We start from the raw sequence: 25,458 nt of genomic DNA on the forward strand, positions 1-25,458 counted from the left end.
ACCCATGAAAGTCCTGATCGTCGAAGACGAACCGAAAGTCGTCGAATACCTGAAGAGCGGCCTGACCGAGGAAGGCTGGGTCGTCGATACCGCGCTGGACGGCGAGGACGGCGCGTGGAAGGCCGTCGAATTCGAATACGACGTGGTCGTGCTCGACGTGATGCTGCCGAAACTCGACGGCTTCGGCGTGCTGCGCGCATTGCGCGCGCAGAAGCAGACGCCCGTGATCATGCTGACCGCGCGCGATCGCGTCGACGATCGCGTGCGCGGGCTGCGCGGCGGCGCCGACGATTACCTGACCAAGCCGTTCTCGTTCCTCGAATTGATCGAGCGGCTGCGCGCGCTCACGCGCCGTGCGCGCGTGCAGGAATCGACGCTGATTTCGATCGGCGACCTGCGCGTCGACCTGATCGGCCGGCGCGCGTCCCGCGACGGCACGCGGCTCGACCTGACCGCGCAGGAATTCCAGCTGCTCGGCGTGCTCGCGCGACGCAGCGGCGAGGTGCTGTCGAAAACGACGATCGCCGAACTCGTATGGGACGTGAACTTCGACAGCAACGCGAACGTCGTCGAGACGGCGATCAAGCGCCTGCGCGCGAAGCTCGACGGTCCGTTCGCGGAGAAGCTGCTGCACACGATCCGCGGCATGGGCTACGTACTCGAGGCGCGCGAGGACGCCGACAGCGAGAGGCACGCATGAAACGCTCGATCACCCTGCGTCTGTCGGCGATGTTCGGCATCGTGTCGCTGCTCGTGTTCACGCTGGTCGGCTGCGGGCTGTTCGTGATGATGGAGCGCCAGCTGTTCGCCGAGCTGCGCGCGACCATCGACACGCGCGCGAAGGTCGCGCAGATGATCGTGTCGCACGCGACCACGGCCGCGCGCGGCCGCGTGATGCAGGAAAAGCTCGCCGACCTCGAACCGCCCGACGGGTCGACGCGTTACCAGGTCGACAGCCCCGACGCCGACTTCCGCTTCGGCCATCCCGTCGACGGCGTGCCCGTCGGCAAACCGTTCGGTGCATTCCAGCAATACGCGCTCAATCACAGCAGCTACGACGTGATGACCAAGACCGTCCCGATCGCCGGCAGCGGCGAGCGCCCCGACGTGAAGCTGATCGTCGCGTCGTCGTGCGAGCGCACGCAGCGGATGTTGCGGCGGTTCGTGTGGACGCTCGCCGCGCTGATCGCGATCGCCACCGTCGTCACGCTGCTGCTGAGCCGTGCGGTCGCGCGCTTCGGGCTCGCGCCGCTCGAACGGTTGTCGCAGGACGCGGCGGCGATCAACGCCACCAACCGCCGCCAGCGGCTGCACACCGACGCGCTGCCGACCGAGCTGCGCGATCTGGCCGCGTCGTTCAACGGCGCGCTCGAACGCATCCAGCAGACCTACGCGCGGCTCGAGGCGTTCAACGCGGACGTCGCGCACGAGTTGCGCACGCCGATCAGCATCCTGATCGGCCAGACCCAGGTCGCGCTGACGAGCCGCGATCGTTCGGTCGACCGGATGCGCCAGACCTTGCAGTCGAACCTCGAGGAATTCGAGCGGCTGCGCGTGATCATCAACGACATGTTGTTCCTGTCGCGCAGCGATCGCGGCGAGCGCGCGACCGACCTGAAACACGTGTCGCTCGCGGACGAGGTGCGGCGCATGCTCGACTTCCTCGAGATTCCGCTCGACGAAGCGCAGTTGCGCGCCGAATTGCACGGCGATGCGCGCGCGGCCGTCGATCCTTCCCTGTTCCGCCGCGCGATGACCAACCTGCTGATCAACGCGATCCAGCATTCGGCGCCGGGCGCGACGCTGAACGTGACGATCACGCCGCGCGACACGCTCGTCGACGTGTCGGTCGCCAATCCCGGCGAGCCGATCGACCCCGTGCAGCGCTCGCACGTGTTCGAGCGCTTCTACCGGCTCGAGGAAGCGCGCGCGAACAGCAAGGAGAACCACGGGCTCGGGCTGTCGATCGTCAAGGCTGTCGCGGAGATGCACGGCGGCAGCGTGTTCGTCGCTTGCTCGGGCGGTGTCAATACGTTCGGCTTCTCAGTGTCGACGCAGCCGTGCAGCAGCGTCGGCCCGCTGCGCCCGACCGAGGCGGGCGGCCCGCACGCGCTGCGCACGACGCATGCGTCGCGCGCGATGCACTGACGACATCGCGCCGCCGAGGGCAGTTTTCTTCAATACGGACACGCGCGGCTTCCTTAGTCTCGATGCGACTTTCACCTTCGCATGGAGACACATGATGAGCATGCTGGTTTCGATGGCCGCGTTCGCGCTGGCGTCGTCGATCACGCCCGGTCCCGTCAACATCGTCGCGCTCGGCGCGGGCGCGCGCCACGGCCTCGGCGCGAGCCTGCGCTATGCGGCCGGCGCGACGCTCGGCTTCGTCGCGCTGTTCCTGCTGATCGGCCTCGGGCTGCACGCGGCGCTCGCGCGCTGGCCGATGCTGACCACGGCCACTCGATGGTCCGGGATCGCGTTCCTGCTTTACCTCGCGCTGCGGCTGGCGCTCGATGACGGGCGGCTGTCGGACGATCCGGACGCGTCGAACCTCGCAGGCCCGTCGGCGGCTGCGGGCGCGGCGATGCAATGGCTGAATCCGAAGGCATGGCTCGCATGCGTGGCCGCGATGGGTGCGTTTGCGGCCGATGGCGGCCGCGCGCAGGTGTGGCAATTCGCGGCGCTGTATCTGGTGATCTGCTTCGCGTCGATCTCGTGCTGGGGGTATGCGGGTGCGTCGCTGCGGCACTGGCTCGCGAATGCGCGGCGGATGCGGCTGTTCAACCGCGCGATGGCGGTGTTGCTCGCGGGCAGCGCGCTTTATCTGCTCGATGTCTAGCGGTGTCGCTTCGAACGGTGTTTTTGCGGTGGGTGGCGGGTAGCGGCAGCGCCGGCAGTCGTGGGCAGTCGTCGGCCGCTGCGGCACCGCCCCGGCGCCGGCCGGTCCCCCGCTCAGTTCGCGGCGCTTCGATATTGGCCCGGCGTGGCGGCCGCGATGCGCCGGAACGCGCGCTGGAAATGCGCCTGGTCCGCAAAACCCGCGTCGAGCGCGACCTCGGCAATCGGCCGGCCGCGGCGCAATTCCGCGCGGCCGTACTGCACGCGACGGTCGATCAGGAACGCATGCGGTGTCATCCCGTAGCGGGCGTTGAACGCGCGGATCAGGTACGACGGCGACAGGTCGGCGGCCGCGCAGATCGCATCGAGCGTGACGGCCTGACGGCAATGCGCGGCGATGTAGTCTGCCGCGCGCGCGAGCTTCGTGTTGTCGGCCCCGCGCCGCGGGTCGTCGGGCGACACGCGATCGAGCGCGCCGTGCAGCCGCGTGAAGAATTCGACCGCCGCGCTTTCCTTGCCGAGCGGATCGACGCCGGGTGCCACGAGCGTGCGGTAAAAGCCGCCGAATTGCGCGAACAGGTCACGCCGATCCGTCAACTTCTGCGAAAAGCCGCGAAAATCGCTGTTCGGATCGCGCCCGAGCGCATGCTGCAACCGTGCGAGCCACGGCACGTCGACATAGACCATCCGGTACGCCCACGCGGCGGGGCCATACGGATTGCATGCATGCACCTGCTCCGGATCGATGATCACGAGCACGCCGCGCCCGACGTGCTCCTTCGTCGCGCCGTTCAGGTACGTGCTCTTGCCGCCGACGATCGCGCCGACCGAAAACGTGTCGTGCGTGTGCTTCGCGTAACAGATCGTCCGACCGTCGTCGACGGTGCGCGCCTCGATGAACGGCAGCGCGGTATCGCGCCAGAACGGCGACGGCACGGCGAGGGAATTGGCGGAACGGCTCACGCGGCAGGCTCCCGGAACGGATGGCGAACGCACACCGTACAAGACTGCGCGGCGCGATGCAACCGCGACCCGACGCTTCGCGGCCGGATCGCCTAAGCTTTTAGTTCGGCCGCCGCGGTAGACGCGGCGGGTTCCGTTCCCTCTTTCAACCGGTACATTCATGCACATCGATCTGACAGGCAAGACCGCGGTCGTGACCGCTTCCACCGCCGGCATCGGGCTGGCGATTGCCGAAGGGCTCGCGCAGGCCGGCGCACGCGTCGTCGTCAACGGCCGCAGCGACAAGTCGGTTGATGCCGCGCTCGCGCTGCTGCGCAGCGCGGTGCCCGGCGCGGACATTGACGGCATCGCCGCCGACCTCTCCGACGCCGCGGGCGCCGCGCGCATCACGCAGCACACGCCGGACGCCGACATCCTCGTGAACAACGCGGGCATCTACGGGCTGAAGGCGTTCTTCGACATCGACGACGACGAATGGGCGCATTACTTCCAGATGAACGTGATGTCCGGCGTGCGTCTCGCGCGGCACTACCTGAAGGGAATGCTCGCGCGCAACACGGGCCGCATCGTGTTCATTTCGTCGGAATCGGGCTTGAACATCCCGGTCGACATGATTCACTACGGGTTCACGAAGACCGCACAGCTCGCGATCGCGCGCGGCCTGGCGAAACTCGCGGCCGGCACCAACGTGACCGTCAATTCCGTGCTGCCGGGGCCGACGATGTCGGAAGGCGTGCGCGCGCTGCTGAAGGAGACGGCCGACGCCACGGGCCGCAGCATCGACGACGTCGCGGTGGACTTCGTGCGCAGCCAGCGCGCGAGCTCGATCATCCAGCGGCCGGCAACGACGGAGGAAGTCGCGAATCTGGTGGTGTATGTGTGTTCGCCGCAGGCCTCGGCGACGACGGGTGCGGCGTTGCGCGTCGACGGCGGTGTGGTCGACACGATCGCGTGACGACTGCGTGACACGCTCGCGCGGCGCGTGGCGGCGGCGCTATCGCGAAGCCGCCTTGTCCGCCTGCAGCGCACCCTTGCGATCCGCATCCATGCAGGTATCGAAGCCATGTTGCGTGACAACACCTGCCTTGTCGAACACGACGAAGTACGCCCGGTGATCGTTGCCGTGCTCGATGAAGTAGTTGTAGCAGACGCCGCTGCCGTTACGGACCATCCACACGCTGCGCGGGTTGCCGGCCGCACGAACGACATCGGCGCGCGTCGCGCCATGCCGCGACGCTGCCCGCGCCAGCGGGGTGCGCGAATACGAGAACGGCAACCACGAGTCGAACCACGCGCAGCCGTGCAGCATCAGGCACGTGGCGGCTACGGAAAGCGTCTTTGCCGGACGGGACATCGGAATCAATCGCATGCTTGGGGAAAATCTGCTGCGCCATGCCGGCGTGATCGAAAGCCCCATGCTACTAGACCTTTGGGTCCGGATCGAAAAGAAATGTAGAGACTTGTGTCCGAAGCTGCATTCGACGCGCCCCGGCACACGCCCGATCGGCGCGAACCATGAACGCCTCGCGCGGGCGCGCACGCGCGTCCGTACCGTCGCGCCGATGGCCCGGATCGGCGCAACGAACCTCGTCTTCAAGCGACCCATTCGGCCCACAGCATCGTCAGCACCGTCATCAGCGCCGGGCCGACGAACAGCCCGATCAGCCCGAACGTCTCGGCACCGCCGAGGATACCGAACAGCACGAGCAGGAACGGCAGGCGGGTCGAGTTGCCGATCAGCACCGGCCGCACGAAATGCTCGGCGACGAACACGACCACGAAGCCGAGCACCAGCACCACGACGGCCCACACGGTCGCACCCTGCACGAACAGCCAGAGCGCCGCGCCGCAGAACACGATCGGCGCGCAGAACGGCAACATCGCCGCGACGGCCGTGACGAGGCCGAGCAGCGCCGCATGCGGAACACCCGCGAGTGCATACGCGACGCCGAGTATGGCACCCTCGCCCAGCCCGACGACGACCAGCCCCGTCACCGTGCCGTACACGGCCGCCACCATCCGTTCGATCAGGGCCGCGCCGCCGCGCCCGAACGCACGCTCCGCGCCCTGCAGCAACGCGCCCGACAACTTGTGGCCGGCCCTCATGATCACGAACAGCGTGACGAGCATGAAGCCGAACTCGAACAGCGCATGCACGAGCTTCGTGCCGAACTGCCGCCCGAACGCGATGAATTTCTCGCCGCTCGCGCCATGCATCGCGGTGGCCGCGTGCAGCGGATGGCCGAGATTGGCCTGCCACCACTCGGTGATCTGGGCGGCGCCGTACGGCAGCCGGCCGACGACGTCCGGCAGCGGAATGCCGTTGTCCTGGATCGAGTGCAGCCAGACGCGCAGGTCATGCGCCTGCGAGATCGCCTGGCCCAGTGCGATGACGACCGGCAGCACGACCAGCAGCGATACGCCCGCGGTGATCGCGGTCGCGATCAGCGTCGGCCGATCGCGAAACCAGCGGTCCGATTCGAAGCGTTTCAGCAACGGCCACAACGCGATCGCGATCACGCAGGCCCACGCGATGGCGGGAAGGAAATCGCGGATCACCCACAGCGCAAGCGCGAGCAGCGCCGCATACAGCACGGCGCGGGCGACCTGCTGCGCACGCGGCCGCGCGGCGGAATCCTGGGAAGGCGAGACATGTGCGCGCATGGCACCTCTGTCGAAATGAAAAATGGCGGTTCGTGCCGGCCGAGGGCCGGTGCGAACCGCCATTCTATCCATCGATACAGCTGCGGCATGCGTACGCGATGCCAAGCATTGTCAAATGCGCGCCGCACGTCGCGCGCGCGGCACGGTGCGTCGTGCGCTCAGGCCACCTTGTCGGCGACGCGATAGCGTTCGAGCCAGTGTGCGTACGGCGCAGGCAGTGTCCACGACGGACGCTCGACGCCGAGCTGCCTGGCTGCGTAGTACGGCCAGTGCGGATCGGCCAGATGCGCGCGGCCGACCATCACGAGGTCGAGCTGCCGTTCGGCGACGACACGCTCGGCCAGTTGCGGCGTGTCGATCCCCCACGCGGACGACACCGGCAGGCCGGCCTCGCGGCGCACGCGCTCCGCGATCGGCGCGAGGAATGCAGGCCCCCACGGAATGCGCGCGTCGGGCGTCGAGAAGCCGACCGACACGCTCAGCATGTCGAGGCCTTCCTGCTTCATCCGCTGCGTGAGCGCGATCGATTCGGCGAGCGTCTCTTCGTCGCGGCCGTCGTATTCGATCACGCCGAGACGCGCGGTCAGCGGCAGGTGCTCCGGCCAGACCTGGCGGACGGCCTTCAGCGTGTCGACGAGGAAACGGCCGCGGTTTTCGGCCGAGCCGCCGTACTCGTCGTCGCGCCGGTTCGAATGCACGGAGAAGAAGCTCTGGCCGAGATAGCCGTGCGCGAAGTGCAGCTCGAGCCATTCGAAGCCGAGGTCGCGGGCGCGCTTCGCGGATGCGACGAAGTCGGCCTGCACGCGTGCGATGTCGTCGTGCGTCATCGCGCGCGGCGTCTTCGGCAAATGCGCGCCGAACGGCACGGCCGACGGTGCGATGGTCTGCCAGCCACGCGGATCGCCGTCGGCGATGTGGTCGTCGCCTTCCCACGGACGGTTCGCGCTCGCCTTGCGGCCCGCATGCGCGATCTGGATGCCCGGCACCGCGCCGGCCGCCTTGATCGCCGCGACCGACGGCGCGAACGCCTCGGCCTGCGCATCGGTCCACAACCCGGCGCAGCCCGGCGTGATGCGGCCTTCCGGCGACACGGCGGTCGCCTCCGCGATCACGAGGCCCGCGCCGCCGCGCGCGATGCCGGCCAGATGCACGTGATGCCAGTCGTTGACGACGCCGTCTTCGGCGACGTACTGGCACATCGGCGGCACCGCGATACGGTTGCGCAGCGTGACATCCTTGAGTTTGAACGGTTCGAACAGGGCAGACATCCACCACTCCTTTGCTTGGTTCTACGAAACGACTGGATGAGCCGTCGTGCGGTGCGCACGGCGGAACGAGTCAGGCCGCCGCCGGGCCGGTCGCGCCCGACGACGGAAACGGCGCGGTGCCGGTCACGCCGGCAGCGCGCCGGCTTACTGGCGGCCGAGCTTCGCGAGCAGCGCCTCGGCAGCGGGCGCCGACGACGCGGGGTTCTGCCCGGTGATCAGCAGCCCGTCGGTGACGACATGCGGCGCCCAGTCGGCGCTGCGCTCGAACTGCGCACCGTTGGTCTTCAGCATGTCCTCGACGAGGAACGGCACCACTTCCGTCAGCTCGACGGCCGCTTCCTCGCTGTTGGTGAAGCCCGTCGCACGTTTGCCGCGCACGACCGATTCGCCGGTCTTCGGATCCTTCACGTGGCGCAGCACGCCCGGCGCGTGGCACACGGCGGCAACCGGCTTGCCCGCCGCCAGCGCGCGCTCGATGAGGCCGATCGAGTGCAGGTCTTCGGCAAGGTCCCACAACGGGCCGTGCCCGCCCGGATAGAACAGTGCGTCGTAATCGTCGGCGGACACGTCGGCCAGCTTGTGCGTGGCCGCGAGCACGGCCTTGGCGGCCGGATCAGCGTCGAAGCGGCGCGTCGCGTCGGTCTGCGCCGACGGATCGCTGCTCTTCGGGTCGAGCGGCGGCTGGCCGCCCTTCGGCGACGCGAGCGTCAGCTCGACGCCCGCATCCTTGAACGCGTAGTACGGCGCGGCCAGTTCCTCGAGCCAGAAGCCGGTCTTCTTGCCGGTGTCGCCGAGCGTATCGTGCGAGGTCAGGACAACCAGAATCTTCATGATCGGACACTCCTTCGAAATGGGGGAACGGGGCCGCGTCGCGACGGCAGCCAACGCGACGCACGCCGCGTGCCGGGCGCCGACGGCGCGCCTGCCGGTTAGGCCGCTAGCGCGCGTCAACGTGCCGGCTCCGTACCGAAAAAATCTTGCGCGAGCCTATTAGACCAGTCGTCTAGAGCAAGCGCGAAAAAAACGACGGCATCTCCTGCACCAGCATCGCAGCGCGATATGGCATTTTCGCGTCCGCTGGCAGGAGCGACGTCGCATTCATGAGGCCGGATGATAGCGCCGGATTAGACCGGTCGTCTAGAACACATGCATTCAGCCCTGTCACCGTCATGGCTTTTGCGCTGGAGCGCGTCCCGCGACGCTCATCGCCGATCGCGCTACAGTGCGTGCGGCCGCAGCGGTTAGCCGTTCAACGGCCCGTCGGTGTCGCCTGCGTCGATCGTCGGCATCTCGAGCCGATGCCCGCGAACGCCGTCGGCAAGCAGGCCCAGCATCAGGTCCGCCAGCGCACGCCCGGTCGCATGTCCGGTCGGCTGCACCACCGCCGTGACCCGATGCGGATGCGCGATATCCGGCGGCACGCCGTCATAGACGATCAGCGACATGTCGCGGCCCAGCCGCAAGCCGCTGTCGGCCAGCGCGCGGAACGCCCCGCCACCCGCGATATTGTTGTCCACGAGCAGCGCCGTCGGCCGTTCGGCCAGCGCAAGCAGGGTCTGCGCGGCCTCGTGCCCGCCGTCTCGCGTAAAAGCACACTCGACGAGCAATGCCGGATCGGCGTCGATGCCGGCCTCGCGCAGCGCCGCGAGATAGCCGGCGCGACGCTGCATCGCGAAATTCAGCGACAGCGGTGCACTGATCATCGCGATCCGTCGATGACCGAAGCCGATCAGGCGGCGCACCGCATCGCGCGCGCCCGCTTCGTTGTCGAAATCGAACCATGCGTAAGGGTCGGCAGCTTGCGTCCGACCGTACGCGACGTACGGAAACGCATTCGAGCGCAGGTACGCGATGCGCGGATCGTCGACCAGCGTGCGCGCGACGATCAGCCCGTCGACGAGCCTGCCGTCGACCAGCCGGCGATACGTGTCGAACTCCGCATTCGGGCGCGCGGCCGCGATGATGAAGTCGAGGTTGCGCTCGCCGAGCCGCTCGGTAATGCCCGCAACGACTTCGCCGAAGCGCGGATCGCCAAGATCGCCGGCGCCGAACGGATACACGATGCCGATCGCATCGGCGCGCCCCGTCGCCAGCCGCCGCGCGGTCGGATCCGCGACATAGCCGAGTTCGCGCGCCGCCTTCATCACGCGCTCGCGGGTCGCCTCGCTCACGTCGTCGTAGCCGTTCAGCGCCCGACTGACCGTCGTGCGCGACAGCCCGAGCGCATCCGACAGCGCCTTCAGATTCACCTTCACGTCGCTCCTCGCGTTGTGCATGCCATTCATCTATCCCGTCTCGGCCGGCAATTATTTCCGAATGGCAGTTATTACCGTCAAATATTTATCTTTTGACGTCCAAACCGGTTTGAAATAGCATCCAAACCGGTTTGGATTCGAATGCCATCTCAACAGTTCCCTTTCACCGTCAACGGAAACAACGCCGACATGACTTACTTTCCTTTTTGCCGCGCGACCGCAGCCAAACGTTTGCTCTTCGCTGGCGCGGCACTGGCCGCCTTCGCGTCCGCGTCATCCGTCGCGCATGCGCAAAGCACCGGCGCGCCCGCGCCCACGCCGCATACGCAGCAGGCCTACGATCCCGAAGGCACTTTCACGATGCGCTGGACCCGCGCGGACATCCGCCAGATCGTCGCGCAGTCGCACACGGCCGGCGCCGACAGGAACTCGCTGCCGCAGTCGCTGACGATGCCGGACATCCCGCAGGATTTCCCGCTGATCAACTCGAACGTATGGGTCTGGGATACCTGGCCGCTGGCCGACCTGCGCGCGAACCAGCTCAGCTACAAGGGCTGGGAAGTGATCTTCTCGCTCACGGCCGATCCGCACGCCGGCTACACGTTCGACGATCGTCACGTCCATGCGCGCATCGGCTTCTTCTATCGCCGTGCCGGCATCCCCGCGTCGCAGCGTCCCGCGAACGGCGGCTGGACCTGGGGCGGCCACCTGTTCCCGGACGGCGCGAGCGTCAAGGTGTTCGGCACGTCGCCGATGACCAATAACGCCGAATGGTCGGGCTCGGCGCGGCTCACGCACGGCGACAACGTCAGCCTCTACTACACCGCGACCTCGTTCAACCGCTCGGCGCCCGGCGGCGCCGACATCACGCCGCCGCAGGCGATCATCACGCGCGCCGACGGCCACATCCATGCCGACGACAAGCACGTGTGGTTCAGCGGCTTCGACGATCACAAGGCGCTGCTGCAACCGGACGGCAACTACTACCAGACCGGCCAGCAAAACACCTACTTCTCGTTCCGCGATCCGTTCGTGTTCACCGACCCCGCGCATCCGGGCAAGACCTACATGGTGTTCGAAGGCAACACCGGCGGCCCGCGCGGCGCCCGCACCTGCACCGAGGCCGACCTCGGCTACGCGCCGAACGATCCGCACCGGGAAGACCTCAACGCCGTGATGAACTCGGGCGCAGTGTATCAAAAGGCCAACGTCGGCCTCGCTGTCGCGACGAACCCGCAACTGACCGAATGGAAGTTCCTGCCGCCGATCCTGTCGGCGAACTGCGTCGACGACCAGACCGAGCGCCCGCAGATCTATCTAAAGGACGGCAAGTACTACCTGTTCACGATCAGCCACCGCACGACGATGGCCGCGGGCGTCGACGGGCCGGATGGTGTCTACGGCTTCGTCGGCAACGGCATCCGGAGCGACTTCCTGCCGCTGAACGGCGGCAGCGGCCTCGTGCTCGGCAACCCGACCGACTTCTCCGCGCCGGCCGGCGCGCCGTATTCGCAGGACCCGAACCAGAACCCGCGCGAGTTCCAGTCGTATTCGCACTACGTGATGCCGGGCGGTCTCGTCGAGTCGTTCATCGATGCGATCGGCCCGCGTCGCGGCGGCACCCTTGCGCCGACCGTGAAGGTCAACATCAGCGGCACGTCGACGGCGGTCGACCGTGCATACGGACGCGGCGGCCTCGGCGGTTACGGCGACATCCCGGCGAATCTGCCGGCGACCGGCGCCGACCACAACGGCGGCCCCGGCACCCGTCCGTAACGGGCGCGCACGAACGCTGCGGGCACCGCCCGCCAGCGTCGAGGCGGCGCATGTCGCGCGTGTCGCGTGTGCACCGCCTCCCTCCTTCGCAGAATCGCGCATGCCGCCGCTGCAAGCGGCATGCGCGCTCCTTCCCCGCTTCGCGCGCCGAAGCACGGAACCCCGCATGAGATCGACGTTTTTTCGCTTTTACTTCCGGATGACCGGGCTGCTGCTCGCGTGTGCGGCAAGCGCGACCTGCTCGCACGCCGCAGCCGCGCGCTGCGGCACACCGCCCGCCGACGGCACGCCGCAATGGCGACCGGCCGTGCATTACACGCCGCAACGCAACTGGATGAACGATCCGAACGGCCTCGTCTACGAGAACGGCCGCTATCACCTGTTCTACCAGTACAACCCGCTCGGCCATGACTGGGGCAACATGTCGTGGGGCCATGCGACCAGCACCGACCTCGTCCACTGGCGCGAGCAGCCGGTCGCGATGCGCGCGAACGCGACGGAGGAAATCTTCTCCGGCTCGATCGTCGCCGACACGCGCAACACTTCCGGCCTCGGCGCGCCGGGCGAGACGCCGCTGGTCGCGCTTTACACGAGCGTCTACAAGGACGGCTCGGGTCACGCGCCCGGCACGCAGGCGCAGTCGCTCGCTTACAGCGTCGACCACGGCGCGACGTGGCGGCCCTACGCGCACAACCCCGTGCTCACGCTCGATCCCGAGGCGAAGCAGTTCCGCGATCCGAAGGTGTCGTGGTATGCGCCGGGACGCTACTGGCTGATGACGACCGTGGTCGCGGACGCGCAGGTCGTGAAGCTCTATCGATCCGACGACCTGATTCACTGGTCGTTCCTGAGCGACTTCACGCTGCCGGACGTGCCGCATGCGGGCGCGCTGTGGGAAATGCCCGACCTGGTGCCGCTGCCCGTCGACGACGATCCGCGGCACATCAAGTGGGTGATGATCGTCAACGTCAACCCGTGGTCGATCGCCGGCGGCTCGGGCGCGATGTATTTCGTCGGCGACTTCGACGGTCGCACGTTTACGCCTGACCGCGTCGCGCCGGCCGGTTCCGATCCCGCGCGATTCCGCTGGGTCGATCACGGCGCCGATTTCTACGCCGCCGGCACGTTCTCCGGCGCGCCGGGCACACGGCCCGTCGCGATCGCGTGGATGAGCAACTGGGATTACGCGGCCAAAGTGCCGACGGCGCCGTGGCGCGGCGCGGCGACGTTGCCGCGCGAATTCGCGCTGAAGACGATCGGCGGCGAACCGACGCTCGTCGTGACGCCGGCCGCCGCGTTCGATGCGTGGGCCGACGGGCGGCCCGCCGTGCATGAAGGCGACCTGAACGTCGAGTCCGCGACGCGCGCGCTGTCGGACGCCACGCGCGGCGTCGCCCAGCGCATCACTGTGACGATCGCGCCGCGGCACGCGGCCCGCGCGGGCCTGATCGTTCGACGATCGGCGGATGGGTCGATCGGCACCCGGATCGTGTACGACACGGCGAAGCGCACGCTGACGCTCGACCGCTCGCGCGCCGGCGCAACGGCTTTCGCCGGCACGTTCAGCCGCGAGCACATCGTCGATCTGCCACTCGAGCATGGGCAGCTGCGGCTCGAAATCGTCGTCGATCGCGGATCGGTCGAGGTGTTCGCGAACGGCGGCCGCGTCGCGCTGACGGACCTGATCTTTCCGCCGCTCGATGCGGACCGCGTCGCCGTGTTCGCCGAACACGGCAGCGCGACGTTCTCGGGGCTGACGGTGACGCAGCTTCACGGCCCCGATCGCGCCGACGAGGTTCATGACGTCTGTGCATCGCGCTAGCGATGCGATCGCACGGCAAGGCTCGGCGGCCCGACATCGCGTCGGGCCGTGGCCGTGCAGCCCCGCCGGTCATGCGCTCAGAGCAGACCCATCCCGCCCGACGCGATGATTTCCGCGCCGACGATGAACGCGGACTCCGGCGCGCTCAGGTGCAGCACGGTCGACGCGATTTCGTCCGGCGTGCCGAACCGGCCGATCGGGACGAGGCCCTTGATCTTGTCCGCCGTCTCGTCGAGCGTCGCCGCGTCGAGCCCGAGCTTGCCGTACAGCGGCGTCTGGACCGGGCCGGGGCTGACCACGTTCACCCGCACGCCGTGCGGCAGCAGCTCCGTCGACAACGTCTTTGCGAACGAATTCACCGCCGCCTTGCTCGCCGCATACACCGACGAACCCGGCATCCCGATATGCGCGTTGATCGAGCCATTGATCACGATCGACGCACCGCGGTTCAGCAGCGGCACGAGCGCCTGGATCTGGAAATAGGCGCCCTTCACGTTCGTGTCGAATACGAGGTCCCACAACGCCTCGTCGATATCCGCGAACGGCGCGAGCTTCGCGACGCCCGCGTTGATGAACACGGCGTCGAGCCGCGCGCCGGAGGCCGCGATCGCGTCGGCCAGCGCCCGCGCCGACGCGACGCTGCCGGCCTCGTTGCGGATCGCGAGCGCACCGTCGCCGAGCGACTCGCGTGCGGCGGCGAGCGTCTGCTCGTCGCGACCGGTGATGATGACCCGCGCGCCTTCGGCCGCGAATGCGCGTGCGGCCGCCAGGCCGATGCCGCTGTTGCCGCCCGTGACGAGGACCGTTTTTCCTTCGAAGCGTTGCATGATGTTCTCCTGTGAACCGGTGAGTTGACCGTGAACACAGGATGCGCGCGGCGCGCGGCCTTGCCGTACGACCGCCGCGGCGGACATGTTCGAAATCTTCGAACGTGTTTGCGGCGCCGGTCCGTCGGCTGCGCGGCCGACGCACTCAGCCCGACACGTCGATCCCGTCGAGCAGGCGCTGCGCGAGCCGAGGTTCGCGCAGTTGCTCCAGCCACCATTGCAGCGCGCGACCGTCGCGCTCGCCGCGCCACGCGACGTACAGCACGTTCGGCTCGCGCGGATCGGCGGTTTCCTTCTCGACGAGCTCGCCGCGCGCAAGCAGCGACGCCACGCGCCGGCGCGGCACCCAGCCGACGCCCAGCCCGTCGCGCTGCGCAAGGATCTTCGCGCGCATCGACGGCACCGCGAGCACCGCCTGCCCGCCGAGCAGCCCGTATGCGCGGCCGACGGCCCGCCGCGACGAATCGGCGACGACGACCGCGCGATGCGCGCAAATGGCGTCGCGGGTCAACCGCTCGCTCGACGACGCCAATGGATGGCGCGGCGATACGGCGAACACCCATTCCATCGCGCCGAGCTCGAACCATTTGAAACCGGGAATCGCCGGCGGCTCGTTCGTCGCGCCGACGACCAGATCCGCGCGGCCGTCGCGCAGCGCTTCCCAGGTGCCGCCGAGCACTTCGTGCGTGAAGCGCAGCGACACGCCCGAATCGAGCGCATTGAACGCGCGCACGACCGGCAGCAGCGTGTCGAACTCCAGCACCTCGTCGCTGACGATCCACAGCCGGTCCTCCCAGCCGCTCGCCACCTGCCGCACGCGCTGCGTGAGCCGCGCGACGTCCAGCGCGAGGCGCGACGCCTCGTCGGTCAGCAACTGGCCGGCCGGCGTGAGCTGCAGCCGGTAGCCGCGCCGGTCGAACAGCAGCGCGTCGAAACGCGTTTCGAGCTGCCGTGCGGCGTGCGATACGGTCGACGGCGCCTTGCCGAGCCGCGCGGCCGCCCGCGACAGGCTGCCGGTGGCGCGGATCGCATCGAGCAGCGCGAGTTCGTCTTCGGACAGCATGGGTCACTCCGGTCGGGGGTTGGGATGGATCGTAAGGCACCGGCGGGCGGCGGTCCAATCGAATGGCATCGTGCCGCGTGCTCGGCGGATGCCGCGCCGGCCACGCACTTCCGGTATGCTCATCGGCATCAATTGGCCATATTCGAGGTAACCACTGCGATGGACATCGCGATCCGCATCGAAGGCCGCCACGACCTGACCGGGCAAATCTTCCGGCAGCTGCGCACCGCGATCGTCGACGGGCGGCTCGAAGGCGGCGCCCGGCTGCCGTCGACACGCGATCTCGCGAAGCAGCTCGGCGTGTCGCGCAAGACGACGCTCGACGCGTTCGAGCGTCTCGTCGCCGAGGGCTTCCTGAACACGCGCGCGGGCGACGGCACGTTCGTCGCCGACGGTCTCGCGCGGGTTCCGCATGCGGCGGCATCGGCGCCGTCGCTCGTCGAGGACACGCCGCCCGTCCATGCCGTCGACGTGCGCGCACCGTGGGACGACGTGCCCGACACCGTTGCGATGCCCGCGCCGCAGCGCACGCCCGCGTTCGACTTCCGCGGCGGCGTGACCGACAAGACGCTGTTCCCGTTCGACGCGTGGCGCCGCTGCCTGCATCACGCGCTGCGCCAGCAGGCGCGCGGGCCCGGCCAGTACCACGATCCGGCCGGCGATCCGCAGTTGCGCGGCGCGATCGCGCGCTACGTCGCGTTCAGCCGCGCGGTCGCGTGCGGCTGGGACGACGTGCTCGTCACGCAAGGCGCGCAACAGGCGCTCGATCTGATCGCGCGCGTGGTCGTGCGGCCGGGCGACGTCGTCGCGGTCGAGAATCCCGGCTATCCGCCCGCGCGCGCGGCCTTCGCGTCGCTCGGCGCGACGGTGATCGGCGTGCCGGTCGACGCGCACGGCCTCGTCGTCGAGCGGCTGCCCGACGACGCACGCCTCGTCTACGTGACACCGTCGCATCAGTTCCCGCTCGGGATGCCGATGACGCTGGACCGGCGCGTCGCGCTGCTCGAATGGGCGCAGCGTCGCCGCGCGGTGATCATCGAGGACGACTACGACGGCGAATTCCGCTTCGAGGGCCGGCCGGTGGAATCGCTGAAGAGCCTTGATCGAACGGGCCTCGTCGCGTACGTCGGCACGTTCTCGAAGACGATCTTTCCCGAACTGCGGATCGGCTACGCGATTCCGCCGCGCGCGCTGCGCGGCGCGCTCGCCAGGGCGAAGCAGATCGTCGACTGGCATACCTGCACGCTCACGCAGGCGGCGCTCGCGCGCTTCATGCACGAAGGCGACTTCGCGCGGCACCTGCGGCGCGTGCAGAAGCACTACGACGCGCGCCGCAAGATGCTGCTCGCGCACTTGCGCGGCAGCCTCGCGCGCTGGTTCGACCCGATCGTGCCGACCGCCGGCATCCATCTCGCCGCGCATCTGAAACCCGGGCTCGATGAAGCGGCGCTGATCCGTGCCGCCCGCAAGCACGACATCGGCCTGTACGGAATCTCCGCGTTCCACGTCGGCTCGGCGGCGCGCGCGGGGCTGCTGTTCGGCTATGGCGGAATCGACGCACTGCGCATCGACGCCGCGCTCGCGAAACTGGCCGCGCTGCTCGATTCGGCAAGTGCGGACGGTGCGGCACTGGTCACCTGATTTTTCCTGAAATTGGCCATTCAAGCAGGCCAGTCCCGCGCTTAAAGTGGGTCCTGTCGCGCCACCGTGCGCATTCAACCGAAGAGGGATCCGCCATGCAACCGCGCCTGAACTTCTATGCCGCCAGCCCGAACGCCATCAAGGTGATGCGCAATGCCGAGGAATTCATCGCGAAAAGCTCGATCGAGAAGCCGCTCGCCGAACTCGTCCGATTGCGCGCATCGCAGATCAACGGCTGTGCGTTCTGCGTCGACATGCACACCACCGATGCGCGCAAAGGCGGCGAGACCGACCGCCGCCTGGCCACGGTCGTCGCCTGGCGCGAAACGCCGTTCTTCACCGAGCGCGAACGCGCGGCGCTGGAGTGGACGGAAGCACTGACGCTGATCGCCGACAACCACGTGCCGGATGCCGTGTGGGAAGCCGTGAAGCCGCATTTCAGCGATACGGAGCTGTTCGAGCTGTCGATCCTGATCGGGACGATCAACACGTGGAACCGCCTCGCAATCGCGTTCCGCAAGATGCCCGAGTAAGGAGGCGACGATCATGCGCTCCCGCCTCATGCTCCGCCGCGCGATGCGCTCCATGTCGCTCGCGCTCGTCGTCGCGCTGCCGGCCGCGGCCGGCGCGCACGATGCCGGCGACAACGTGCACGCGATCATGCGACAGCCTGTGCCCGAAGCGCCCGGCAAGCTCGCCGTCGTCGCGACCGTCGACTACGCGCCGGGTCAGGCATCCGAAGCACACCGGCACCTCGGCTCGGTGTTCGCCGTCGTAGCGAAGGGCGAGGTGCTGTCGCAGGTAAACGACGGCCCGGTGCGCCGCTATCGCGCCGGCGAAGGCTGGTACGAGCCGCCCGGTTCGCGCCACCAGCTGTCGCGCAACGCGAGCGCGACCGAGCCCGCGCAACTCGTCGTTTTCGGCTTGACGGGCGAGGGCCAGCCGTTGAAGTCGCCGATCGATCAGTAACGACGTTTCCGGCGAGCGTGCCGTACCGGCACGCTCGCGTGTCGCGCGCGCCAGCCTGTGACGCACGGCTTCCTCGCCACCCTCGCGCGCCGCCGCTCCACCGTACGTGCGCCGTTCCACGTCGTTTCCCCATTAACTGCTTCCTACACTCCAACGCCGGCACACGCACCTTGCGCCGCGCCGCCGCCCCGCTCGCCCGCACCGCCGTTCGACACACGGCTGATCCCGATCAACGCGGGCGAAAACACTTTCTTGAAATTAACTAACGCGTCAATTAACGTCGTCTGCATGAACGCGAAATCCACCGTCGCCAAACCGCGCGGGCGCCGCCCGTCGGTGGACGACTTCGACTTGCGCGACCACATGCTCGATGTCGCGATGCAGCTGTTCGCCGAGCGCGGCATCGCGGCGACGACCGTCGCGCAGATCGCCGAGGCCGCCGGCGTCACGTCGGCGATGGTGCATTACTACTTCACGAATCGCGAGCAGTTGCTCGATGCGATCGTCGAGGAGCGGCTCGCGCAGGTCATCGCGTTCGTGTGGCGGCCGACTGCCCCGCAGATCGAAAACGATCCGTTCGCGCTCGTCACCGAACTCGTCGACCGCTTCTTCGACGTCACGCATCGCATGCCCTGGCTGCCGTCGATCTGGCTGCGCGAGATCATCCATGAAGGCGGCCTGCTGCGCGAGCGGATGATTCGCCGCATTCCGCTCGAGCATGTCGGGCGCTTTGCCGAGCGCATCCGCGCCGCGCAGCAGGCCGGCACGCTGAACCCCGCGCTCGAGCCCGCATTCCTGTTCCATTCGATCATCGCGCTCGTGATGCTGCCGCTCGCCACCGCGAAGCTGTGGCAGAGCGCGCGCGGCCTGCCGCCGATCGATCGCGACGTGCTGCATCGCCACGTGCGTGCGCTGCTCGGCTCCGGCTTGCAGCCGCCCGCCGCCACGCTCGATGGCGATGCACATTCGCGCCGGAGGCCGTCGTGAACGTGTGCCGCGCGCTGCCGTTCGCCCTCGCCGCCGCCGTCGCGCTGCTCGCCGGTTGCGGAAAGCCGGCGAACGACGTCGAAACCTACCAGGGCTATGTCGAAGGCGAATTCGTGTACCTGTCGTCGTCGCAAGCGGGCACGCTGACGCAGTTGTCGGTCGAACGCGGCCAGACCGTCGCGGCCGGCATGCCGGTGTTCTCGCTCGAAGCCGTCAACGAAACCGCTGCATTGCGGCAGGCCGAGCATCAGCTCGCGGCCGCACGCGCACAACTTGCCGACCTGCAGACCGGCAAGCGTCCGCCGGAAGTCGCGGTCACGCGCGCCCAGCTCGCGCAGGCCACCGCCCAGGCCGCACGGGCCGCCGCGCAACGCGCGCGCGACGAACGCCAGTACGCGGCAGGCGGGCTGTCGAAGCAGCAGCTCGACGATTCGCGCACGGCCGCGCAGACCACCGCCGCGCAGGTGCGCGAGTTGCAGAACCAGGTCGACGTCGCGCGCCTGCCCGGACGCACGCAGCAGGTGGCCGCGCAGGCCGCGCAAGTCGATGCCGCGCAGGCGGCGGTCGCCGAAGCGCAATGGAAGCTCGACCAGAAGCGCGTTGCCGCACCCGCCGCCGGGCGCGTGTACGACACGCTGTACCGCGTCGGCGAATGGGTGCAGGCCGGCAATCCGGTCGTGCAGATGCTGCCGCCGCAGAACCTGAAGGTGCGGTTCTTCGTGCCGGAGTCCGACGTTGCCTCGATCGCCACGGGGCGCACCGTCGCGATCCGCTGCGACGGCTGCCCGGCCGACGTGCCCGCGCGCGTCACCTACGTGTCGCGCGAGGCCGAATATACGCCGCCCGTGATCTACAGCAACGAGAGCCGCACCAAGCTCGTGTTCATGGTCGAAGCGCGCCCCGCCGTCGCCGACGCGCCGAAGCTGCACCCGGGCCAGCCGGTCGCCGTGAGGATGCGATGAACGCGCCACCCGCTCCTTATGCGATCGACGTCGACCGCCTGAACAAGCGCTTCGGCGACAAGCACGTCGTGAAGGACGTATCGCTGCGCGTCGCGCGCGGCGAGATCTTCGGTTTCCTCGGGCCGAACGGCAGCGGCAAGACGACATCGATCCGCATGATGTGCGGGCTGCTCACGCCCGATTCGGGCAGCGGCACCTGCCTCGGCTACGACATCGTGCGCGACAGCGCGCAGATCAAGCGGCGGGTCGGCTACATGACGCAGCGTTTCTCGTACTGGGAAGACCTGTCGATCCGCGAGAACCTCGATTTCGTCGCGCGCGTGTACGGGATGCCCGACCGCCGCGCGGCCGTGTCGCGCGCGCTCGACGGGCTCGGCCTCGCGAGCCGCGCGGACCAGCTCACGGGCGCGCTGTCCGGCGGCTGGAAGCAGCGTCTCGCACTCGCCGCGTGCATGCTGCACGAGCCGGACCTGCTGCTGCTCGACGAACCGACCGCCGGCGTCGATCCGGCCGCGCGCCGCGATTTCTGGGAAGAGCTGCACCGGCTGGCCGCGCAGGGCATCTCGGTACTCGTCAGCACGCACTACATGGACGAAGCCGAACGCTGCCACAAGCTCGCGTACATCGCGTCCGGCGAGTTGCTCGCGCAGGGCACGTCCGGCGAAATCGTCGCGTCGCAGCAGTTGTCGACGCGCTCGGTCACCGGCGGGCACCTGGCCGAATTGTCCGCGCGGCTGCGCACGATGCCGGGCGTCGACCAGACGGTCGTGTTCGGTTCGACGCTGCACGTGAGCGGCCGCGATCGCGCGCTGCTCGATGCGACGCTCGCGCAGGTCGCGTCGGAGGCGAACGCGCAGGCAAACGGCCACGCCCCGCTGCAGGTCGCGCCGATCGACACCGGGCTCGAGGACGTGTTCATCTACATGATGGGCCGCGCGTCCGCGCCGCCCGGCGGAGCGGCGACATGAACGCGTGGGCGCGCCTGCGCGAATCGTTCTCGGTCGCGCGCTGGTGGAGCATCGTGCTGAAGGAGTTCCTGCAACTGCGCCGCGACCGCGTGACGTTCGCGATGATCGTCGGCGTGCCGATCATCCAGCTCGCGCTGTTCGGCTTCGCGATCAACACCGACCCGAAGCATCTGCCGACCGCCGTGATCGTCGCCGACTCGAGCCCGTTCGCGCGCAGCTTCGTCGCCGCGATGCGCAATTCCGCGTACTTCGACATCGTCGCGACGCTGCCCGACGAAACGGCCGGACGGCACGCGCTCGCGCGGGGCGACGTGCAGTTCGTGCTGAGCGTGCCGGCCGATTTCTCGAAGCGGCTGCTGCGCGGCGAGCGCCCGTCGCTGCTGGTCGAGGCGGATGCGACCGATCCGGTCGCGACCGCGTCGGCAATCGGCGCGCTGCCCGGCCTCGTGCAACCCGTCGCCGACAAGGACCTGACCGGACCGCTCGCGCACCTGAACGGCCGCCCGGCCGCGTTCGACGTCGTGCTGCACCGCCTGTACAACCCCGAAGGCATCACGCAGTACAACGTCGTGCCGGGCCTGATGGGCGTGATCCTGACGATGACGATGGTGATGATGACGGGCCTCGCGATCACGCGCGAACGCGAGCGCGGCACGATGGAGAACCTGCTGGCGACGCCCGTGCGGCCGCTGGAGGTGATGACCGGCAAGATCGTCCCGTACGTGTTCATCGGGCTGATCCAGGTGTCGATCATCCTCGCCGCCGCGCGTTACGTGTTCGACGTGCCGTTCGTCGGCGGCGTGTTCGCGATCTATCTGTCGGCGCTGTTGTTCATCGCCGCGAACCTCACGGTCGGCATCACGCTGTCGTCGCTCGCGCAGAACCAGTTGCAGGCGATGCAGCTCGCGGTGTTCTACTTCCTGCCGAACATCCTGCTGTCGGGCTTCATGTTCCCGTTCGCCGGGATGCCGAAGTGGGCGCAGTTCGTCGGCAACCTGCTGCCGCTCACCTACTTCAACCGACTCGTGCGCGGCGTCCTGCTCAAAGGCAACGGCTGGGCCGACCTGTGGCCGTCCGTGTGGCCGGTCGCGGTCTTCACGCTCGTCGTGATGGGCATCGCACTGCGCTTCTACCGGCGCACGCTGGATTAGGGGCCGCGCGATGAAACCGGCTTCGCGTCGAGTCTTCCGCACCGTGCGCCGCAGCGCATTGGCAGTCGTTGCGCTGCTCGTCGCCGGATGCGCGGCCGGGCCGGATTTTCGCACGCCCGACGCGCCGTCGACGCAGCGTTACACCCGCGACGAAGCGCCATTGGCGACGGCCGCGGCCGACGGCCCGGCCCGCAACGCGCAGACGTTTACCCCGGCCGCGCACACGCTGCAACGCTGGTGGACCCGCTTCGATTCGGCGCCGCTGAACCGGCTCGTCGATACCGCGTGGCAAAACAGCCCGACGCTCGCCGAGGCCCGTGCACGGCTCGACGAAGCGCGGCAGAACCATGCGGCGCAAGCCGGTGCGACGATGCTGCCGCGTGTCGACGCGAACCTGTCCGCCACGCGCGAGAAAGTCGACATCGCCGCGTTCGGGCTGCCCGCCAACGTGCCGAATCCGGGGCCGTTCACGCTGTACGACGCGTCGGTGAGCGTGTCGTACGTGCTCGACGTGTTCGGCGGCAACCGGCGCGCGCTGGAAGCGCTGCGCGCCCAGGTCGACTATCAAGCGTACACGCTCGACGCCGCCCGCCTGACGCTTGCGGGCAACGTCGTCGCGACCGCGATCCTGCGCGCGTCGCTCGCGCAGCAGATTGCGCTCACGCGCCAGCTCGTCGACGCGCAGGCGCAGCAGTTGCGCATCGTCGAAGCGCGTTTCGCGGCGGGCGGCGTATCGCAGGCCGACGTGCATGCGCAGCGCACGCTGCTCGCGCAGACGCAGGCGTCGCTGCCGCCGCTTGCCACTCGCCATGCGCAGGCCGGCCACCAGCTCGCGATCCTGCTGGGCGCGCCGCCTTCCGACGCCGCGCTGCCCGATCTCGCGCTCGATTCTCTCGCGCTGCCGCACACGCTGCCGGTCGCGCTGCCGTCCACGCTCGCGCGCGAACGGCCCGACATCCGCGCGGCGGAGGCCGTGCTGCACCAGGCGAGCGCGAACGTCGGCGTGGCGAGCGCGAACCTGTATCCGCGTTTTTCGATTTCAGCGGGGATCGGTTCGGAACGCACGCGCATCGCGGATATCGTGAGCGGCCTCAATGTCTGGAATATCGGTCTCGGCCTGACGCAGCCGATCTTTCACGGCGGCGAACTGCGCGCGAATAAGCGCGCGGCCGAAGCCGCATACGACGCAGCGTTCGCAAGTTATCGGGAAACCGTGCTGCTGGCGCTCCAGCAGGTCGCCGATGCGATGCGCGCGGTCGAACACGACGCGGCGGAACTGGACGCACGAGACACGGCCGCGCGGGAAGCCACGGCAGAAAACGCGATTGCCGGCGAGCGTTACGCGGCAGGCGGGATCAGCACGTTCGCGCTGCTCGACGCGCAACGGCAGGCACTGCAGGCCGCGCTCGATCGCACGCGCGCGCAGGCCGACCGGCTTGCCGATACGGCGGCGCTATTTCAGTCGCTGGCGGGGAACTGGTCGGATGATTCGGCCCGGTGACGGCCGGGGCTGCCGGCGCTGCCGGCGCTGCCGGGGCATACATCGTCGGACGCTGCTCGGCCGACGACGGCGCCCGTGCCATGTGCGCGGCGCGCATCCACAAAAAAACCGGCCCGAAGGCCGGTTTTTTCATACCGCATGCCGTGAGCGGCGCTCGCGCGCCGCGCGACATCAGAAGCGGTGGATCAGGCCGACGCCTGCGGCGATCTGGTTCTGCTTCGAACCTGCGCCCACGCCGTCGCCGATCGACGTCGTTGCATTCACGATGCCGCCGGTCAGGCCGCTGATCGTGTTGCCGGTGGCGTGCTGGTACGCTTCAACCGCGTACAGGCCCGTGCGCTTCGACAGGCTGTAGTACTGCGACAGCGTGACCTGATGGTACTTGGCCGAGCTCGAGATGCCGTTCGATTCGGTCGCACGCGTGTACGAGTAGCCTGCGGCGAAGTCCCACTGCGGCGCTGCCTTCCAGTGCAGCACGGCGCCCGCCGTGTTGAAGATTGCCGTATTGTGGAATGCCGACAGCGTGCCCGGGATGTACTGGACATTCGAGTACGACACCGAGATGTCCCACGCCGGCGTGAACTGGTAACCGGCCGTCACGGCGACGCGTTGCTGCGACTGTGCCGTCTTGTAGCCGCCGTTGATCGACGACACGGCCTGCTCCGCACCGTTGCCGTTCGAATCCAGACCGTTTTGCGCGGTCGAGTTCGCGCCCCACACGCCGCCGCCAAGCGTCGCGTTGTTGATGCGCTGATAGCCGACCGCGATGCCTGCCGGGCCGTTCAGGTACTGGATCGCCGCGCTCCACGTCGAGCCGCGGTTGAAGCTGCCTGCGACGCCGCCGAGCGAGTACGAACCGCCGACCGTGAAGCCGTAGAACTTCGGCGACATGTAGACGAGCGAATTGTTCGCGCGGTAGCTGGTGTCGAGCGAATCGATATCACCCGGGTGCGCGCCGTAGTAACCGGTCAGCCAGGTCGTCGGGCTGTACGGCGACAGCAGCGTGTAGTACGCGGTGTACTGGCGGCCTGCCGTCAGCGTACCGTACGTCGGGTTGGTCAGACCGACCCACGCCTGACGCGTGAAGATGCCGTTCGTCCATTGCGACGAGCCGTTGTTCGCATTGAAGCCGGCTTCCAACTGGAAAATCGCCTTCGTGCCGCCGCCGAGATCTTCGCTGCCCTTCAGGCCGAAGCGGCTGCCTGCCCAGATACCGGTGGCCATCTGCACCTTCGAGTGACCGCCCGAAACCGCGCTGGTTGCCGACGAGTTGTTCTGCCAGGCGATAGCGTTATCGACGATACCGTACAGGGTCACGCTGCTCTGGGCGTGGGCGGCGGTAGCGGCTGCGAGACCCGCTGCCGTCATGGCGAAAGCGACGCGCTTTTTCATTGATTCTCCGTCCTCAAAGAATGATTTCTTTTCTGGTGTGGTTTTATGACTGACACATGTGCGAGTACATGCCGGAGCGATTCTGACGGATTACCAATCGTTTCCCAACATGTGCAGTCGGTCATCGTATGATCGACGCAACGCGGGGGTTCACCAAACGGTTACATAACACCTGAAAACGCTTGCACGGCGGGCCTCTCCGGCATTTCCCGGTGAAAACCCTAGCTTTACATTTTTACTGGTGCATCGCGACCGTTCAATGTCGTCAGACGCCTTCGGCGACAACCTTCTTACAAATACGCGAGCGCGGAACGTACCGCGCTTCACGTCGCCGCGCAGGATCGCTGACGTTCATGACACCCACGTTTCGGGAAACGAAATCATGAAAACGTTTCAGTGCGTGTGGCGAGA

The 25,458-nt window shown here is 68.3% G+C and carries 24 protein-coding genes; 14 read left to right on the forward strand and 10 right to left on the reverse strand.

Annotation, left to right across the window (positions count from 1 at the left end; translation table 11 throughout):
* Nucleotides 1-4 precede the first annotated feature (4 nt).
* The 3 genes from HW466_RS03045 (at nucleotide 5) to HW466_RS03055 (ending at nucleotide 2,839) form a co-directional block, all read left to right on the forward strand.
* Entirely contained in the window at nucleotides 5-700 is a 696-nt protein-coding gene (locus HW466_RS03045; protein ID WP_059450219.1) for a heavy metal response regulator transcription factor, read from the forward strand.
* Nucleotides 697-2,148 (forward strand): heavy metal sensor histidine kinase, encoded by a 1,452-nt coding sequence (locus HW466_RS03050; RefSeq protein ID WP_059507353.1) that lies wholly within the window; start codon nucleotides 697-699, stop codon nucleotides 2,146-2,148. Before HW466_RS03045 ends, HW466_RS03050 begins: the two co-directional genes overlap by 4 nt.
* Nucleotides 2,149-2,242: 94 nt before the next feature.
* Nucleotides 2,243-2,839 (forward strand): LysE family translocator, encoded by a 597-nt coding sequence (locus HW466_RS03055; protein WP_059507723.1) that lies wholly within the window; start codon nucleotides 2,243-2,245, stop codon nucleotides 2,837-2,839.
* Nucleotides 2,840-2,952: 113 nt separating this feature from the next.
* Here HW466_RS03055 and HW466_RS03060 read toward each other — a convergent pair whose 3' ends face one another.
* Nucleotides 2,953-3,801 carry an AraC family transcriptional regulator gene (locus tag HW466_RS03060; protein WP_151005537.1) on the reverse strand — a complete coding sequence of 283 codons (849 nt, stop codon included), beginning with the start codon at nucleotides 3,799-3,801 and terminating at the stop codon, nucleotides 2,953-2,955.
* A gap of 160 nt (nucleotides 3,802-3,961) precedes the next feature.
* Here HW466_RS03060 and HW466_RS03065 point away from each other — a divergent pair, with 160 nt between their 5' ends.
* Nucleotides 3,962-4,756, forward strand: a complete 795-nt coding sequence (locus HW466_RS03065) for an SDR family NAD(P)-dependent oxidoreductase (RefSeq protein WP_059507351.1) — start codon at nucleotides 3,962-3,964, stop codon at nucleotides 4,754-4,756.
* 39 nt (nucleotides 4,757-4,795) lie between these two features.
* On the opposite strand, the gene HW466_RS03070 is transcribed toward HW466_RS03065, so the two are convergent.
* The 5 genes from HW466_RS03070 to HW466_RS03090 form a co-directional block, all read right to left on the reverse strand.
* Nucleotides 4,796-5,170: a hypothetical protein gene (locus HW466_RS03070; RefSeq protein ID WP_059541430.1), complete on the reverse strand. Its 375-nt coding sequence runs from the start codon at nucleotides 5,168-5,170 to the stop codon at nucleotides 4,796-4,798.
* A gap of 224 nt (nucleotides 5,171-5,394) precedes the next feature.
* On the reverse strand, nucleotides 5,395-6,465 hold the full coding sequence (locus HW466_RS03075; RefSeq protein ID WP_151005539.1) for an AI-2E family transporter: 1,071 nt from the start codon (nucleotides 6,463-6,465) through the stop codon (nucleotides 5,395-5,397).
* Between the two features lie 158 nt (nucleotides 6,466-6,623).
* Nucleotides 6,624-7,733 (reverse strand): NADH:flavin oxidoreductase/NADH oxidase, encoded by a 1,110-nt coding sequence (locus HW466_RS03080; RefSeq protein ID WP_059541088.1) that lies wholly within the window; start codon nucleotides 7,731-7,733, stop codon nucleotides 6,624-6,626.
* A 144-nt stretch (nucleotides 7,734-7,877) separates the two neighbouring features.
* The gene (locus tag HW466_RS03085; RefSeq protein WP_059793608.1) at nucleotides 7,878-8,564 is read right to left on the reverse strand and encodes a type 1 glutamine amidotransferase domain-containing protein; all 687 of its coding nucleotides are present in this window, start codon (nucleotides 8,562-8,564) and stop codon (nucleotides 7,878-7,880) included.
* Between the two features lie 410 nt (nucleotides 8,565-8,974).
* Complete coding sequence (locus HW466_RS03090) at nucleotides 8,975-10,009, reverse strand: substrate-binding domain-containing protein (protein WP_151006109.1); 1,035 nt, start codon at nucleotides 10,007-10,009, stop codon at nucleotides 8,975-8,977.
* A 168-nt stretch (nucleotides 10,010-10,177) separates the two neighbouring features.
* Between HW466_RS03090 and HW466_RS03095 the strand changes: the two genes are divergently transcribed.
* Together HW466_RS03095 and HW466_RS03100 are read left to right on the forward strand one after the other, a co-directional pair.
* Entirely contained in the window at nucleotides 10,178-11,764 is a 1,587-nt protein-coding gene (locus HW466_RS03095) for a glycoside hydrolase family 68 protein (RefSeq protein ID WP_151006110.1), read from the forward strand.
* A gap of 166 nt (nucleotides 11,765-11,930) precedes the next feature.
* On the forward strand, nucleotides 11,931-13,586 hold the full coding sequence (locus HW466_RS03100; protein ID WP_174905396.1) for a glycoside hydrolase family 32 protein: 1,656 nt from the start codon (nucleotides 11,931-11,933) through the stop codon (nucleotides 13,584-13,586).
* Nucleotides 13,587-13,663: 77 nt separating this feature from the next.
* On the opposite strand, the gene HW466_RS03105 is transcribed toward HW466_RS03100, so the two are convergent.
* Together HW466_RS03105 and HW466_RS03110 are read right to left on the reverse strand one after the other, a co-directional pair.
* Nucleotides 13,664-14,413 carry an SDR family oxidoreductase gene (locus HW466_RS03105; protein ID WP_059450205.1) on the reverse strand — a complete coding sequence of 250 codons (750 nt, stop codon included), beginning with the start codon at nucleotides 14,411-14,413 and terminating at the stop codon, nucleotides 13,664-13,666.
* 145 nt (nucleotides 14,414-14,558) lie between these two features.
* Entirely contained in the window at nucleotides 14,559-15,476 is a 918-nt protein-coding gene (locus HW466_RS03110; RefSeq protein ID WP_174905397.1) for a LysR family transcriptional regulator, read from the reverse strand.
* A 159-nt stretch (nucleotides 15,477-15,635) separates the two neighbouring features.
* Here HW466_RS03110 and pdxR point away from each other — a divergent pair, with 159 nt between their 5' ends.
* The 3 genes from pdxR (at nucleotide 15,636) to HW466_RS03125 (ending at nucleotide 18,086) form a co-directional block, all read left to right on the forward strand.
* Nucleotides 15,636-17,117, forward strand: coding sequence for a MocR-like pyridoxine biosynthesis transcription factor PdxR (pdxR, locus tag HW466_RS03115; protein WP_174905398.1), 1,482 nt, complete (start codon nucleotides 15,636-15,638; stop codon nucleotides 17,115-17,117).
* A gap of 95 nt (nucleotides 17,118-17,212) precedes the next feature.
* Nucleotides 17,213-17,650, forward strand: coding sequence for a carboxymuconolactone decarboxylase family protein (locus HW466_RS03120; RefSeq protein WP_059507346.1), 438 nt, complete (start codon nucleotides 17,213-17,215; stop codon nucleotides 17,648-17,650).
* Between the two features lie 13 nt (nucleotides 17,651-17,663).
* Nucleotides 17,664-18,086, forward strand: a complete 423-nt coding sequence (locus tag HW466_RS03125) for a cupin domain-containing protein (RefSeq protein WP_151006564.1) — start codon at nucleotides 17,664-17,666, stop codon at nucleotides 18,084-18,086.
* Between the two features lie 143 nt (nucleotides 18,087-18,229).
* Here the strand turns inward: HW466_RS03125 and HW466_RS03130 are convergent, their stop codons facing one another.
* Complete coding sequence (locus tag HW466_RS03130) at nucleotides 18,230-18,376, reverse strand: hypothetical protein (RefSeq protein ID WP_155627701.1); 147 nt, start codon at nucleotides 18,374-18,376, stop codon at nucleotides 18,230-18,232.
* Between HW466_RS03130 and HW466_RS03135 the strand changes: the two genes are divergently transcribed.
* The 5 genes from HW466_RS03135 to HW466_RS03155 are packed head-to-tail and all read left to right on the forward strand — an operon-like array spanning nucleotide 18,375 to nucleotide 23,655.
* Entirely contained in the window at nucleotides 18,375-19,073 is a 699-nt protein-coding gene (locus HW466_RS03135) for a TetR/AcrR family transcriptional regulator (RefSeq protein ID WP_151006563.1), read from the forward strand. The genes HW466_RS03130 and HW466_RS03135 overlap by 2 nt on opposite strands.
* The gene (locus HW466_RS03140; RefSeq protein WP_081071922.1) at nucleotides 19,070-20,035 is read left to right on the forward strand and encodes an HlyD family secretion protein; all 966 of its coding nucleotides are present in this window, start codon (nucleotides 19,070-19,072) and stop codon (nucleotides 20,033-20,035) included. The genes HW466_RS03135 and HW466_RS03140 overlap by 4 nt, the downstream gene beginning before the upstream one ends.
* A complete protein-coding gene (locus HW466_RS03145) occupies nucleotides 20,032-21,003 on the forward strand; it encodes an ABC transporter ATP-binding protein (protein WP_059793619.1) in 972 nt (323 codons plus the stop codon). Before HW466_RS03140 ends, HW466_RS03145 begins: the two co-directional genes overlap by 4 nt.
* A complete protein-coding gene (locus HW466_RS03150) occupies nucleotides 21,000-22,154 on the forward strand; it encodes an ABC transporter permease (protein ID WP_151006740.1) in 1,155 nt (384 codons plus the stop codon). The genes HW466_RS03145 and HW466_RS03150 overlap by 4 nt, the downstream gene beginning before the upstream one ends.
* Nucleotides 22,155-22,164: 10 nt before the next feature.
* A complete protein-coding gene (locus HW466_RS03155; protein WP_174905399.1) occupies nucleotides 22,165-23,655 on the forward strand; it encodes an efflux transporter outer membrane subunit in 1,491 nt (496 codons plus the stop codon).
* A gap of 171 nt (nucleotides 23,656-23,826) precedes the next feature.
* Here the strand turns inward: HW466_RS03155 and HW466_RS03160 are convergent, their stop codons facing one another.
* Nucleotides 23,827-25,047, reverse strand: a complete 1,221-nt coding sequence (locus tag HW466_RS03160) for a porin (protein WP_059507340.1) — start codon at nucleotides 25,045-25,047, stop codon at nucleotides 23,827-23,829.
* Between the last annotated feature and the right edge of the window lie 411 nt (nucleotides 25,048-25,458).

Origin of the sequence: Burkholderia territorii (assembly GCF_902833055.1) — a bacterium.
Taxonomy (GTDB): domain Bacteria; phylum Pseudomonadota; class Gammaproteobacteria; order Burkholderiales; family Burkholderiaceae; genus Burkholderia; species Burkholderia territorii.